This is a genomic window from Actinomadura rifamycini DSM 43936, assembly GCF_000425065.1.
In the GTDB taxonomy this organism is placed as follows: Bacteria; Actinomycetota; Actinomycetes; order Streptosporangiales; family Streptosporangiaceae; genus Spirillospora; species Spirillospora rifamycini.
The window spans coordinates 24,444-38,479 of the sequence record NZ_KE384300.1 but is presented as its reverse complement, the minus strand read 5'-3'; the positions used below and the strand labels follow the sequence as shown (position 1 = coordinate 38,479).

Here is a 14,036-nt window from a genome sequence, read left to right as displayed (position 1 = left end):
CCCCGACCGGCCGCGCCACCCCGCCCGAGCGGGCCTCCGCAACCGGCCGGGCCCCCCTTCCCGGCCGTGCCGCCGGAGTCGACCGGGCCTCCCCGGCCGACCGCGCTTTCCCGGGGGTTGGGCGCCGCCGCCGGACGGCCTCGTCCGCGCGGCGCGCCTGGCGCTCGGGCCCTGGCGCGCGTGGACCTCGCCCGTCTTCCACGGCCTGCACCACGTGCCGTCCGGCGGGCCCGTCCTGCTCGTCGGCAACCACACCGTCTACGGCCTGCTGGACGCCCCGCTGATCTTCTTCGAGATCCACCGGCGCCGCGGGGTGTGGGCGCGCTCGCTCGCCGACCACGCGCACTGGCTGGTCCCCGGCTGGCGCACGGTCATGGAGGCCGGCGGGGCGGTGGACGGCACCCCCGGCAACTGCCGGGAGCTGCTGCGGGCCGGGCATCCGGTCGTGGTCTTCCCCGGCGGCGCCCGCGAGGTCACCCGCGCCCGCGAGGACCGGTACCGGCTGCAGTGGGACGGCCGGCTCGGCTTCGCCAGGCTGGCCGTGGAGGCGGGCTGCCCCATCGTCCCGTTCGGCTCCGTCGGCGTCGAGGAGATGTTCACGCCCGTCCTCGACCCCGGCAGCGCGCTCCTCGCCCCGGCCCGCGCGCTCGGCCGGGCCGTCCTCGGCGAGCGCGGCGCGCGCGACGACGTCGTGATGCCGGTCTCCCGGGGGCTCGGGCCGACGCCCGTCCCGCGGCCGGAGCGCCTCTACTTCCGGTTCGGGCCGCCCATCGACACCGCGCCGTGGGCGGGCCGCGACGGCGACGACCGGGCGGTCGCCGAGGTCCGCGACCTGACCCGCGCGGCGGTCTCCGGGATCATCGACGGGCTCCGGGCCGAGCAGGCCGCCGACCCGGACCGCACGCCGCTGCGCCGCGCCGCCCGCCGTGCCGCCGCGCTCGTCCGGCGGCCGTCCCGTCCTTGACGCGGGCTCCGCGCGGCCCGTCCCGGACGGGACGGGCCGCGCGGAGCGGTCAGGGCCTCGGGGCGTGCGCCGGACCGCCGGCGTGCACCGCGGCCTTGCGCCGCTGGAACGGCAGGTAGCGGTCGGTGCGGCGCGGGCGCGCCGGCATTCCGGTGGACTCGACGGCCAGGATGCGGTCGAAGCGGAAGGCGCGGACGCCGCGCCGCATCCGGCACCAGCCGACGAGGTACCAGTGGTCGCGGTGGACGAGCGTGGTGACCGGCTCGACCTCGCGGATCGTGACGTTGGCGCCCGCGTCGCCGTAGCAGAGGCGGACGACGCGGTGCTCGCTGATGGCGGCGGCGACCACGCGGGCGCGGTCGGCCGTGGAGGCGTCCAGGGACGCGGTGAGGGTGGCCAGCGTGGTGCCGACCACGTCGTCGTGGGGGACGGTGTCCAGGAGGGTGCGCAGGGCCCGGCGCGCGGTCGCGGCCTGCGGTCCGGCGCCCAGGTGCGCGAGGGAGAGCGCGAGGGCGGCGATCTCCGCGGCGGAGAGCTCGGTCAGGGCGGGGGCGGTCCTGCGGTGCGTCGCAACGTTCGCCATGGTTCGATAATACGTTCGAACACTGACATTTTGGAGGCCCCGCGGCGCCCCCGGCCTGATCGTCCGCAGTCCTTGAGCCTTGGGGCGGGGATGGGGAAAACTGGCATCAAAACTGCACGGCACGGGGGATGGCAGGGCGAACATGGGCGAGCCATGGACCCGCGTTGGGTGAACCGACGCGCCTGCCGATGAGCCGCGACGAGATCGACCGGACGCTGGCGCATCTGCGGGACGAGAGGGAGCGCATCGGCTCCGCCCTCCTCGAACTGGAGGCCGACCAGGGCTACCAGCTGCTGGAGGGCGCGGCGCCGACCGGGGAGACGCGACGCGTCCAGGCCGCCGTGCGCGCCCGCGCCGGTGCGCTGTGGACGCTGTTCGACCTGTACGGCCGCGCCGTCGCCGAGGCCGAGGAGGTCCGCGCCCGGCCCGGCCGGCTCGGGCAGTGGCGGCTGGCCGAGCTCACCCGCCTGCTGGCGGGCCCGGTCGTCGAACTGCCCGCCGCCGAGGTGCCGCTCGAGCACCGCACGCTGCTGCACGTCCCGTCCGGCGAGCGGCTGACGCTGCGCGGGGCCGTCGAGCGGATGACCGGCCTGTACGAGGAGATCGTGCGGGCGGTGGGCCCGCTCGAACGGGTCTGGTCGGCGCTGCTGTCGCGGCTCGCGGAGACCGAGGCGGCCCGGCGCGCCGCCGCGGCGGCGCCGGCGTCCCTCGGCGGGACGGACCCGGAGCTGGCGCGGCTCGACGCCGAGTTCGACGCGCTCGCCGCGCGGGTCCGCGCCGACCCGCTCGCGCTGGCGCCCGGCGGCCGCCCGGACACCGCCCCGCTGGACGCGCTGCGCGCCGGGTTCGCGGACGTCCGGCGGCGGCTGGAGTCGGCGGCGGCGCTGCGCGCCGGGTACGCCGACCGGCTCCGCGCGGTCGCGCGCACGCTCGGCGAGCTGCGCGAAGCGGAGGCGGAGGAGCGCCGGGTCCGGGACGCCGTCGCGGCGAAGATCGCCGGTCCGCCGCCCGCGGCGCGGCCGGCGGCGTCGGCCGGGCTCGCCGACCGGCTGGCCGCCCTCGACCGGGACGCCCGGACGGGCGGCGACCGGACGGGCGGCGGCTGGACGGAGCGGGCGCGGCGGATCGACGACCTCGAGCGCGCGGCCGGCGCGGCGCTGCGCGACGCGCGGGAGGCGGTCGGCGTCGTCCGGGGCCTGCTGGAGCGGCGCGACGAGCTGCGCGGACGGCTCGACGCGTACCGCATGAAGGCCGCCCGGCTCGGCCTCGCCGAGGACGGCGCCACGGCCGGTTTGTACGAGAGGGCGCGCGCGCTGCTGTGGACGTCGCCCTGCGATCTGCGGGAGGCGACCGTCGCCTTGGCGGAGTACCAGCGCGCCGTCTCCGCGCGGGAGAAGGGAGCGGATGGATGAACCAGTGCACCGTGCCGGGATGCACGGGAACCTATGAGGGCGGATTCTGCGTCATATGCGGCATGGCCGCCCCCTCCAGCTCCTCCGGTCCCTCCGCCCCGGACGCCTGCGCCCAGGCCGGATGCGGCGGAACGATCACCGACGGCTTCTGCGACGTCTGCGGCGCGCCGCCGGCGGCCGCGGGCGGCGCCGGGACACCGGACGGGGCGGGCGCCGCGAGCGGGACGGCCGCGCCGAGCGGCGCGTGCGACAAGGCGGGATGCGGCGGGACGATCACCGACGGCTTCTGCGACGTGTGCGGCGAGCCCCCGGCCGCGACGTCCGCGACCGGGGTGAGCGGGCCGTCCGCGGGCCGGTCCGTGAGCACCGGCAGCAGGGGCAGCATCGGCACCGGGCGGACGGGCAGCACGCGCACCGCCGGGACGCGGGGGTCCGGGCACCTCGGCGGGCTGGGCGCGGGCCTGGTGAAGGTGCCGCCCGTCCCGTACCGGAACCCGTCCGCGGCCGTGCTGCGCGACCCGAAGGTCGCCGAGAGCAAGCGGTACTGCGGCAACTGCGACGAGCCCGTCGGCCGCAGCCGGGGCGACCGGCCGGGCCGCGCCGAGGGGTTCTGCCCGAAGTGCGGCACCGGGTTCTCGTTCGTCCCGAAGCTGGCGCCCGGCGACCTCGTCGGCGGCCAGTACGACGTGCTCGGCTGCCTGGCGCACGGCGGGCTCGGCTGGATCTACCTCGCCCGCGACAAGAACGTCAGCGACCGCTGGGTCGTGCTGAAGGGCCTGCTGGACAGCGGGGACGCCGACGCGATGGCCGCCGCGGCGGCCGAGAAGGCGTTCCTCGCGGAGGTCGAGCACCCCAACATCGTCAAGATCTACAACTTCGTGCAGCACGACGGCGACGGCTACATCGTCATGGAGTACGTCGGCGGCCGGTCGCTGAAGGACATCCTGCTCCAGCGGCGCGACGAGGGCGCGGACGCGCTGCCCGTCGCGCAGGCCATCGCTTACGCGCTGGAGGTGCTGCAGGCGTTCGGCTACCTGCACGCCCGGGGCCTGGTGTACTGCGACTTCAAGCCCGACAACGTCATCCAGTTCGAGGAGCAGCTCCGGCTGATCGACCTCGGCGGCGTGCGGCGGCTGGACGACCCGGACGGCGCCATCTACGGCACGGCCGGCTACCAGGCGCCCGAGATCGCCGACGTGGGCCCGTCCGTCAGCTCCGACCTCTACACGGTCGGCCGCACCCTCGCCGTGCTGACCTTCCCCTTCAAGGGCTACACGTCCCGCTTCCGGGAGAACCTCCCGCCCCGGGAGGACGTGCCCGTCCTGAGCAGGTACGAGTCGTTCGACCGCTTCCTCCGCCGCGCGACGCACCGCGACCCGGACGAGCGGTTCCAGGACGCGGCCGAGATGGCCGACCAGCTCACCGGCGTCCTGCGCGAGGTGCTGGCCACCGAGGACGGACGGGCGCGGCCCGCGCCGTCGGCGCTGTTCGGCCCCGAGCGGTTCGCGGCGCGCGCCGCGGGCGAGGAGTCCGACGCGGCCGCGCTGCCGCCCGTCCCGCCGGACACGGCCGCCGCGGCGCTGCCCGTCCCGCTGGTGGACGCCGGCGACCCCGCGGCCGGGTTCCTCGCCGGCCTCACCTCGCTGGGGCCCGCGCAGCTCGCCGCCGCCGTCGGCGGCGCGCCGCAGCGGACGCCGGAGGTGCGGCTGACGCTCGCCCGGGTCAAGATCGAGCTGGGCGAGCACGACGAGGCCGAGCGGCTGCTGGACGAGTTCGCCGCCGACCAGCCGGACGACTGGCGGGTCGAGTGGTACCGGACGGTCGGGCTGCTCGCCCGCGGCCGGGTCGCCGCGGCCGAGCCGCGCTTCGACCGGCTGTACGACCTGCTGCCGGGCGAGGCGGCGCCGAAGCTGGCGCTCGCCTACTGCCGGGAGCACGGCGCGCCCGCCGACGCCGCCCGCCTGTACGAGCTGGTGTGGCGCACCGACGACTCCTACCTCAACGCCGCCTTCGGGCTCGCCCGAGTGCGCCTCTCCGGCGGCGACCGCGCCGGGGCGATCGCCGCCCTCGACACGGTGCCCGAGACGTCGATCCGGCGCACGTCCGCGCAGGTCGCGGCGGTCACGACGGCGGTGCGGGCGCGGCCCGCGGCCGAGCTGACGGCGGCGGAGCTGCTGGCCGCCGGGCAGCGGCTCGGCGGGCTGAGCGCGGACGCCCTGGACGACCGGCGCCGGGACCGGCTCACCGCCGAGATCCTGGAGGCCGCGCTCGACTGGCTGCTCATCGGCCCCGGCCGGTCCGGCGGGACGGCCGGCGCGGAGCTGCTCGGCGCGGAGCTGCGGGAGACGCCGCTGCGCCGCCGCCTCGAGGGCGCGTACCGGCGGCTGGCGAAGGTCGCCCCGGACCGGGACGAGTGCCGGCGGCTCGTCGACGCCGCCAACGCCGTCCGGCCGAGGACCCTGCTGTGACCCGTCCCCCCGCCTCCCCGCCCCCGCTGCAGATTCGGACGACGCCGTGACCCACGACAAGACAGGTGCCAAGGCCGCGGAGCTCTCCTGCCCCGCCTGCGGCGAGATGGTGTACGCGGGCGACGCGTTCTGCGAGGGGTGCGGGCACCGCCTCGGCGGCGCGCCCGTGCCGGTGCCGGCGCCGGCGGGCGCGGAGGTCCGCGCGGGCCGCGAGGGCCGCACCTTCCGGATCAGCACGGCGTCGCTGGCGCGCCGCCGCGCCGCGACCGCGCCGCCCTGCACGGGGTGCGGCGGCACCGCGATCGACGGCGACGGCTACTGCGAGACCTGCGGGCTGCGGCAGCCCGCCGACCGCGACCACGTGGAGACGGCGCTGCCCGCGGGCGCCGGCGCCGGGGCCGCCGTCGCCGGGGTGAGCGACCGCGGCCTGCGCTACAGCCGCAACGAGGACGCGCTCGCCCTCGCCGTCCACGCCGCCGGGATCGCGGCCGTGGTGTCGGACGGGGTGGGGTCGTCGCGGCGTCCCGAGGAGGCGTCCCGCGCGGCGGCCGACACCGGCGCCGCCGAGCTGGCGTCCCGGCTGGACGCGGGCGAGGACCCCGCGGACGCCACGCGCGCGGCGGCGCTCGCGGCGGCGCGGGCCGTCGCCGGGCTGGCCGCGTCCGAGGACGACGCCCCGTCGTGCACCTACGTCTCGGCCGTGACCCGCGGCGGGACCGTCACCGTCGGGTGGGTCGGCGACAGCCGCGCCTACTGGCTCGCCGCCGACGAGCCCGAAGGCGCGGGCGCGCCGGACGGGCGGGACCGCCCGGACGGGCAGGCGGGGCCGGTCGGGCTCGCGGCGTCCAGGCGGCTCACCGAGGACGACTCCTGGGCCGCGATCATGGTCGCCGAGGGCGCGCTGACCGAGGCCGAGGCCGAGGCGCACCCGAACGCGCACGTCATCACGGCGTGGCTCGGCGCGGACGCCGGGGACGTCGCCCCGCACGTCGCGTCGTTCCGCCCGTCCGGACCGGGCACGCTCCTGGTCTGCAGCGACGGGCTGTGGAACTACTTCCCCGCCGCCGGGGACCTGCGGGCGCTCCTGCCCGCCGATCCCGCCGCCGATCCCGCGGCCGATCCGCTGGGCACCGCCCGGACGCTGGTGCGGCACGCCCTCGACGCGGGCGGCCGCGACAACATCACCGTGGCCGTGGTCCCCCTCCCCTCCCCCGACCGTTCCCCGAGCACGGAGCAGCGCCGATGAGCGAGCAGCCGCAGTTCACCGTCAAGGTCGACCAGAACAAGTACCTGCCCGAGGGCGGCCGCGAGGTGCACGCCATCGTCTCGGTCGAGGCGAGCGCCGCGGGCGGGGAGGGCGGCGCGGTCCTCGCCGCCGGGCCCGCGACGCGCGCGTCCGAGGTCGTCATCATCGACACGTCCGGCTCGATGTCCTACCCGGACACCAAGCTGCGCGCCGCCGTCGAGGCCGCGCAGGTCGCCGTGGACACGCTGCGGGACGGCGTCGAGTTCGCGGTCGTGTCCGGTTCGAACGTCGCGACGATGGTGTTCCCGGAGCGGCCCGGGCTCGTCCCGGCGAACGACGAGAACCGCCGGCTGGCCAAGGAGGCGCTCGGCCGGCTGCGCGCGTCCGGCGGCACCGCGATCGGGTCGTGGCTGCGGCTCGCCGACGAGCTGTTCGCCGACCGGGAGGGCATCCGGCACGCGATCCTGCTGACCGACGGCAAGAACCAGCACGAGACGCCCGAGCAGCTCGACGCCGTCCTGTTCCGCTGCGAGGGCCGGTTCATCTGCGACTGCCGCGGCGTCGGCACCGACTGGGAGGTCGCCGAGCTGCGCAAGGTGGCGTCGGCGCTGCTCGGCGGCGTCGACATCGTCCGCGACCCGGCCGGGCTCGTCGCCGACTTCCAGGCGATGACGGAGGCGGCGATGGGCAAGACCGTCGCGGACGTGGCGCTGCGCCTGCAGACCCCGCAGACGGCGAAGCTGAAGTTCGTCAAGCAGGTCCTGCCGACCGTGGAGGACCTCACCGGCCGCCGCGTCGAGGTGCCGCCGCAGGCCGGCGACTACCCGCTGGGCGCGTGGGGCGAGGAGAGCCGCGACTACCACGTGTGCGTGGAGCTGCCGCCCGGCGAGGTCGGCAAGGTGATGCGGGCGGTGTGGGTCAAGCTCGTCGTGCCGGGCCCGCCCGGGGAGGAGGCGCAGGTCCTCGCGACCGGCAACGTCCTCGCCGAGTGGACGGACGACGAGGCGCGCTCGACGCGGATCAACGAGCGGGTCGCGCACTACACCGGGCAGGCGGAGCTGGCGGTCGCGATCCAGGAGGGCCTGCAGGCCCGCGAGCGCGGCGACGAGGACACCGCGACGGCGCGGCTCGGCCGGGCGGTCGTGCTCGCCGACGCGGCCGGCAACGAGGAGATCACCTCGCTGCTGCGCAAGGTCGTGGACGTCGTCGACCCCGCCACCGGCACCGTCCGGCTGAAGAAGAACGTCGACAAGGCCGACGAGATGTCGCTCGACACCCGGTCCACCAAGACCGTCCGCACCCGGAAGGACGAGACCGTCAACAACCGCGCCCAGAAGGGCTGAGCATGGCGATCTGCCCGAGCGGCCACACCTCGCAGTCGGCGGACTTCTGCGACATGTGCGGCACGGCGATCGGCGCCGGGGCCGCGCCGCCCTCCGGTGGGGGCGGGCCGGACGGCGGCACGCCGTGCCCCGACTGCGGCCTGCCCGGCACCGACCGGTTCTGCGAGGGCTGCGGGTACGACTTCGTCGCGGGCGGCGGCCGCCCGACGCGCGATCTCGAACATCCGCCCGCCGTCCCGCCGCTGCCGCCCTCGACGCCCGCGTCGCCTCCGTCGGCGGGCGCGCAGGGCGCGTCGTCGGGCGCGGCGGCGGGCGCGCAGGCGGCCCCGGCGGCCGCGTGGACGGCCGTCGTCGACGCCGACCGCGAGTACTTCAACGCCGTCCTCGCCGAGGAGGGCCCCGACTCGGGGACGCTGGTGTTCCCGCCGTACGCGCCGCAGCGGCGGATCCCGCTGGCGTCCGGGCAGGTCCGCATCGGCCGGCGCAGCTCCACGCAGCCGACGCCGCCCGAGATCGACCTGCGGGAGCCCCCGGAGGACCCGGGCGTCTCGAAGGTCCACGCGGTCCTCCTGGCCAAGCCGGACGGGTCCTGGACGCTCGTCGATCCGGGCTCCACCAACCGCACGTACCTGAACGGGTCCATGGACCCGATCCCGCTGAACACGGAGGTTCCGCTGGCCGAGGGAGACCGGATCCACGTGGGCGCCTGGACCACCATCACCCTGACCCGAGGGGAGGCGCCGTGACCGCCGTCGAGCGGACGGCCGCGCCGGCGGCCCCGGACGCGACCGGCGCCGCGGGCGCCCCGCAGGCGCCCGCGCACGCGGAACCGCCCGCGCGCCCGCCGACCTCGCGGCGCCTGCTGGCGCCGCCCGTCCCGGCGCCGACCGGGCTGCGCCGGGTCCTGCCGCGCACCGCCGCGTCCCGCGTCCGCGTCCTGTCGGCGCTGGTCGTCGTCGTGCTGCTGGCGCTCCTCGCGGCCACCGCGGCGACGATCGCGCAGGCCCGCGAGGGGATGCGGGTGATCGGGCACGACGCGGGCCCGCAGGTCGTCGCGACCGGCGACCTGTACTCCCAGCTCACCGACATGGACGCGCAGCTCGCGAACGCCCTGCTCGCGGGCGACTCCGAGCCCGCGGCGCGGGCCGAGGCGCTGGAGCTGTACGACATGAACCGGCTGCGGGCCGGGGAGGCGCTGATCGAGGCCGCCAAGCTCGCCGACGACCCCACCGAGGAGGACACCGCCCGCGCGCTGGTGGACGCGCTCGCCCGCTACGAGCGGCTCGCCGGGCAGGCGCTGCAGCTGGAGCGGCAGACGCAGCACCAGGCGGGGCCGCCGCCGGAGCAGGTCCTGGCGGTCTACCGCGAGGCGACCGACCTGATGAAGCTGGACCTGCTGCCGAAGGCGTACAACCTCACGCTCGACAACGGCGCGCTCGTCCGCGACACCTACGAACGGCAGCGGTCGGCGGTGCTCACCGGCCTGGCCTGGGTGGTCGCGGTGGGCGTCCTGCTGCTGGCGGCGCTGATCGCCCTCCAGGTGCACCTCGCCGTGCGGTTCCGGCGGCTGCTGAACGTGGGCGCGGCGCTGGCGACGGCAGGCGCGCTCGCCCTGGTCGCGGCGAGCGGCCTCATGCTGTGGGGGCAGGCGGAGAGCCTGCGCAAGGCCAAGGAACAGGGTTTCGACTCGGTCCTGGCGCTGTCGCGCACGCGCGCCATCAGCAACAACGCCGCCGCCGACCAGACCCGGTTCCTGCTCGACCCGGGACGGACCGACACCTACGAGCAGGTCTACCTGAGCAAGTCGCAGACGGTCCTCTACGTGGACGCCGGGAACCTCGCCGAGTACAACGCGGGCGTGAAGGACGTGCAGTACGAGCCGGGCCGCAGCGACTTCCTCGGGTTCCTCGGCACGGAGGCGAACCGCCCGGTCCAGGACGCGGCGACGCGGGCGCGGATCGCCGGCGTGTTCGGCACCGTGATCGAGGAGTACCGGCGGTTCCAGCAGCGGGACCACGAGATGCGCCGGCTCGTCGCGAGCGACCGCCGCGCGGACGCCGTCCGGGCGCGGGGCGCGCTGACCGCGCAGTTCCGGCAGTACGACGAGGCTCTGGAAGAGCTCGAGGAGATCCGCCAGGCCGCGTTCGACGAGGCCGTCGAGGAGGGCGACTCGGGCACCCGCGGCTGGTACGGCGTGCTGCCCGTCGCGGGCCTCGTCATCGTCGTGCTCCTGCTCGCCGGGGTCTGGCCCCGCCTGTCGGAGTACCGGTGGTCGAAGTGAGAGGACGGACGATGCGGCGCTTCGCGAACGCGGGCGGGACGGGGCGGGCGCGGCGCGCGGGGGCCGCGCTGCTCGGGGCGGCGGCACTGCTCGCCGCCGCCGCCTGCGGCGTCGGCTCCGCCGAAGCCGAGTCGGTGGCCGGGGCGGAGGAACTGGTCATCGGCGTCAACCGGGACCAGCCGGGCGTCGGCCTGCGGGTCGCCGAAGGCGACGGCTACGACGCGTTCCAGGGCTTCGACATCCGCGTCGCCAAGGAGATCGCCCGCAACCTCGGCGTCAACGCCGCGAACGTGAGACTCCGGGAAGTGACCTCCGACAACCGCGAGGAGCTCCTGGCGGACGGCAAGGTCGACCTGGTGGTCGCCAGCTTCTCCATCACACCGGATCGAAAGCGGGACGCGACGTTCGCGGGTCCGTACTACGTCGCGCACCAGGACCTCATGGTCCGCGAGGCCGACGCCGCCCGGATCCGCAGCATCCACGACCTCGCGGGCCGAAAGGTCTGCCGGGTCGCCGGGTCGACGTCGTTCCCCCGCATCCGCGACGAGCAGGGCGTCCTCGCGGATCCGGTGGACGCCGGCGGCTACGGCGAGTGCCTCGACCTGCTCGTCCGGGGGCGGCTCGACGCAGTGTCGACCGACGACCTGATCTTGGCGGGCCTGGCGCGGGAGGCGGCCGCCGACGGCCACTCCATGCGGATCGTGAACGCCCCCATATCGGACGAGCGCTACGGCGTCGCGCTACGGCGCGGCGACGTGGAGGGCTGCGAGGCCGTCAACGAGGCGATCACCCGGATGTACCAGGACGACACGATCCCGATCCACCTGGAGCGGTGGTTCGGGACGACCGAGCTGGAGCTGGTGGAGACCGTCCCGCAGTTCGAGGGCTGCGAGTGATCCGCGGCACCCGGCCGGGAACGGGACACGCGGGCGTTTCCAGACGGATGAATCCGCCGAGTCAGTGAGATCAGTCGGTTACGTAAGTTCCGGTCGGCGCACATGATCGTAAGTTATGGTCGCGATCTATATCCGTTCCGGTAATCGCCACCCCGGCCCGAGGAGTGCCATGACGACGGTCGTCCTGATCGTGATGTGCGTCGTGGTCGGGGGCCTGGAACTCTACGCGGGCAGGCAGAGCCGGAACCAGGCCCGTGCGTTCACCCGCCGGGTCGACGAGCTGAACGAGCAGGTGACCAAGCAGAACAACGTCCTGGTGACGGTCGGCGAGCAGCTCACCGCCGAGCTCGCGCGGGTGAAGCGGGACGTGCTGCCCGCCCTCGACGACCGCGTCCGCCGCACCACCGGCCGCGTCGAGGAGCTCGCGGACGTCGTGCACCGCGCGGACGAGTTCGTCCGCACCCAGGCGGGGCGGCTGCGCGACCTGGAGCAGCAGCGCGTCACGCTCGCCGCGCTGCGCCGCAAGCTGGCGGAGATCGAGACGTCGGTGCGGGACGCCGTCGGGTCCGGCGGCGCCGACGCCTCCGCGGACGTGCGCGAGCAGGTCGACACCGCGCTGGAGCGGCTCGCCGACCTCGAACGCGGCGGCGCGGAGATCCTGGAGCTGCAGCGCACCCTCACCCGCACGCTCGAGGACGTCGAGGACATCGTCGCCGAGCTGCTGCAGTTCACGGAGGGGGCGCTCGACGACGCCGTCACGTCCGCGCTGACCGGCGGCGCGCCCCGGGCCCTGCCCGCCGGGTCCGGCGGCGCCCCGGGCGGCCCGTCCGGCGGCCCGTCCGGCGGCCCGCCGGGCGGCGACCTGCGCGACGCGGCCGTCACCGCGACGGGACGGCTGTGGACCCGCGACGACCAGCTCGAGGACATCCTCACCGACGTCTACGAGCGGTGCGTCCGCGCGAACCGGCTGAGCGTCCGCTTCCGCACCGCCGAGGGCGCGGACGGCCTCGAACCGGGCTCGCCCGAGCGCCGCCGTTACTTCCTCGGCGGGCAGCTCCCCGACGACCTCGCCGGCGCGTTCAGCGCGCTGCTCATCTCGACCGGCGCCGACCTGCCGCACGGCGGGCTCGCCGGGAACGGCGGCGGGCGGCGCGGCCTCGCCCGCGTCGAGCCCGGCATGCCCGCCGGCGTGGAGCCGGCGCGCCCGCCCGAGGACGAGGCGGCGCTGAAGGCGCTGCTGCGCACCCTCGCCGAGTGCTCCGGCGGCGTCGCGCAGATCGGCCCGCTGATGGCCGTCCGCACCCGGGACGAACTGGTGTGCGCGGTCCTGACCGCCGGGCAGTCGCTGGAACTGGAGAGCGACGAGGTGTTCTGGGACCCCGCCGCGGCCGCCGACCGGCTCCGCCGGCTGCCGTCCCACCAGCTGTGGGACCTCACCGCGTGGGCCGCGACCCCCTAGGCAGCGCGTGCGCCGCGACGCCGTAGGCCCGGACCGTCCGCTCCGCCGGGTCCCCCATCCGGACGTACAGCGGGCAGCGGACCTCCCGCGTCACCGGGTCGACCTCCGCGCACAGCCCGACGCCCGCGGCGCGGTCGAGGAACACGACGTTCTCGACCGCGCGCGCGCCGCGCACCGCGTACGGGACGGAGTCGGCGTCCCCCGTGTCGAACAGCTCCTCGAAGGTGAGCCGCCGCGCGAACCGCAGCAGGACGGCCGCGTCCACGACGCGGCTGCCGACGGCCGCCGACGGCCCCGCCACCACGATCCCGAAGCTGGGGTTCTCCCGTCCCCGCACGTAGATTTCCCGGTCGGGCTCCAGGCCGCGGCGCCGGTCGGGCACCTGGAGCCCGAACCCCGCCTCGCCGTCCAGGAACGCGGGCGGGCCGAAGCCGTCCCCCGCCCGTCCCGGGACGCGCGCCGCCCCGGCGGGCCGCTCCCAGCCGGGCAGGTACACGCCGAGGCCGCGCAGCAGCAGCCGCCAGATGGGCCGCACCGTGACGTCGGGCGTGAAGTCGACGTCCGGTGTGAAGTCCACGCGGGTCTCGGCGGCGTGGCCGTGCGCCGGGTCCGCCCCGGAACCGGGACCCGGGCGCGCCCCGGGTGCCGTCCCGCCGGTCGCGCCCGCACTCGTCCCGCCGCCCATGCCGCCGCCCGCACCGCCGCCCATGTCGACCATCATCAGGCGCCGCCCCGCCGCGCACAACCGGGACGCGGACGCCCGCCGTCCTCACCGCCAGGCCCCTGCACGGGCGGCGAGCGGTCGGCTACCTTGGAAGCATCCGGATCATGACGAGGACGCCGCCGTGAATCTGCAGGACATGATGGTGCACCGCGACAACTCGACGCGGACCGTCGACCGCTACCTGATGGGGCACGAGGGGCGCGTCATCGCGGTGCGCCGCCACCCGGCCGTGCTGCTGGCGCCCGTCGTCGCGTTCGTCGCCGGGCTGATCGTCTGCGGCGCCGCCGCCACCGTCACCGGCGTCTTCTGGATCTGGTGGCTGTGGCTGGTGCCCGTCGGCTACCTGCTGTGGAAGGTCATCGCCTGGTCGCTGGAGTTCTTCATCGTCACCGAGCACCGCGTCATGGTGATCAACGGCGTGCTCAACCGGACGGTCGCGATGATGCCGCTCGCGAAGGTCACCGACATCAACCTGGAGCGCTCGGTCCTCGGCCAGATGCTCGGCTACGGCGAGTTCGTCATGGAGTCCGCGGGAGACAAGCAGGCGCTGCGCAACGTCAGCTTCATGCCGTACCCGGAGCAGCTCTACCTGGAGGTGTCGTCGGTCATCTTCGGCACGATCGACGAGTCCCCCGACTGACCCGGCCGGACCGGCCGGAC

The 14,036-nt window shown here is 76.2% G+C and carries 12 protein-coding genes; 10 read left to right on the top strand and 2 right to left on the bottom strand.

Features of this window, described 5'->3' with window-relative positions; genetic code table 11:
• Nucleotides 1–964, top strand: a 964-nt coding sequence (locus H505_RS46125; protein WP_341849582.1) for a lysophospholipid acyltransferase family protein, incomplete at its 5' end; no start/stop codon positions are given.
• Between the two features lie 49 nt (nt 965–1,013).
• Here the strand turns inward: H505_RS46125 and H505_RS46120 are convergent.
• Nucleotides 1,014–1,547: a helix-turn-helix transcriptional regulator gene (locus H505_RS46120; protein ID WP_051301470.1), complete on the bottom strand. Its 534-nt coding sequence runs from the start codon at nt 1,545–1,547 to the stop codon at nt 1,014–1,016.
• A 164-nt stretch (nt 1,548–1,711) separates the two neighbouring features.
• Between H505_RS46120 and H505_RS0133540 the strand changes: the two genes are divergently transcribed.
• The 8 genes from H505_RS0133540 to H505_RS0133500 all read left to right on the top strand — a co-directional run bounded on the left by H505_RS0133540 (nt 1,712) and on the right by H505_RS0133500 (nt 12,652).
• Nucleotides 1,712–2,959, top strand: a complete 1,248-nt coding sequence (locus H505_RS0133540) for a coiled-coil domain-containing protein (protein WP_026405432.1) — start codon at nt 1,712–1,714, stop codon at nt 2,957–2,959.
• A gap of 62 nt (nt 2,960–3,021) precedes the next feature.
• Nucleotides 3,022–5,427: a serine/threonine-protein kinase gene (locus tag H505_RS0133530; protein ID WP_211238623.1), complete on the top strand. Its 2,406-nt coding sequence runs from the start codon at nt 3,022–3,024 to the stop codon at nt 5,425–5,427.
• Nucleotides 5,428–5,473: 46 nt separating this feature from the next.
• Nucleotides 5,474–6,673 (top strand): protein phosphatase 2C domain-containing protein, encoded by a 1,200-nt coding sequence (locus H505_RS0133525; RefSeq protein ID WP_026405429.1) that lies wholly within the window; start codon nt 5,474–5,476, stop codon nt 6,671–6,673.
• On the top strand, nt 6,670–8,016 hold the full coding sequence (locus H505_RS0133520; RefSeq protein WP_026405428.1) for a vWA domain-containing protein: 1,347 nt from the start codon (nt 6,670–6,672) through the stop codon (nt 8,014–8,016). Before H505_RS0133525 ends, H505_RS0133520 begins: the two co-directional genes overlap by 4 nt.
• 2 nt (nt 8,017–8,018) lie before the next feature.
• Nucleotides 8,019–8,762: an FHA domain-containing protein gene (locus H505_RS0133515; protein WP_026405427.1), complete on the top strand. Its 744-nt coding sequence runs from the start codon at nt 8,019–8,021 to the stop codon at nt 8,760–8,762.
• The gene (locus H505_RS0133510) at nt 8,759–10,297 is read left to right on the top strand and encodes a hypothetical protein (RefSeq protein WP_158642421.1); all 1,539 of its coding nucleotides are present in this window, start codon (nt 8,759–8,761) and stop codon (nt 10,295–10,297) included. The genes H505_RS0133515 and H505_RS0133510 overlap by 4 nt, the downstream gene beginning before the upstream one ends.
• Nucleotides 10,285–11,193 carry a glutamate ABC transporter substrate-binding protein gene (locus H505_RS0133505; protein WP_245592701.1) on the top strand — a complete coding sequence of 303 codons (909 nt, stop codon included), beginning with the start codon at nt 10,285–10,287 and terminating at the stop codon, nt 11,191–11,193. The genes H505_RS0133510 and H505_RS0133505 overlap by 13 nt, the downstream gene beginning before the upstream one ends.
• Before the next feature lie 169 nt (nt 11,194–11,362).
• Nucleotides 11,363–12,652, top strand: coding sequence for a hypothetical protein (locus H505_RS0133500; RefSeq protein ID WP_026405424.1), 1,290 nt, complete (start codon nt 11,363–11,365; stop codon nt 12,650–12,652).
• Here the strand turns inward: H505_RS0133500 and H505_RS46115 are convergent.
• Entirely contained in the window at nt 12,627–13,373 is a 747-nt protein-coding gene (locus H505_RS46115) for a hypothetical protein (RefSeq protein WP_245592700.1), read from the bottom strand. The two genes, H505_RS0133500 and H505_RS46115, sit on opposite strands and share 26 nt — an antisense overlap.
• A gap of 124 nt (nt 13,374–13,497) precedes the next feature.
• Here H505_RS46115 and H505_RS0133490 point away from each other — a divergent pair, with 124 nt between their 5' ends.
• Complete coding sequence (locus tag H505_RS0133490) at nt 13,498–14,016, top strand: PH domain-containing protein (RefSeq protein ID WP_233617922.1); 519 nt, start codon at nt 13,498–13,500, stop codon at nt 14,014–14,016.
• The last annotated feature ends 20 nt before the right edge of the window (nt 14,017–14,036 follow it).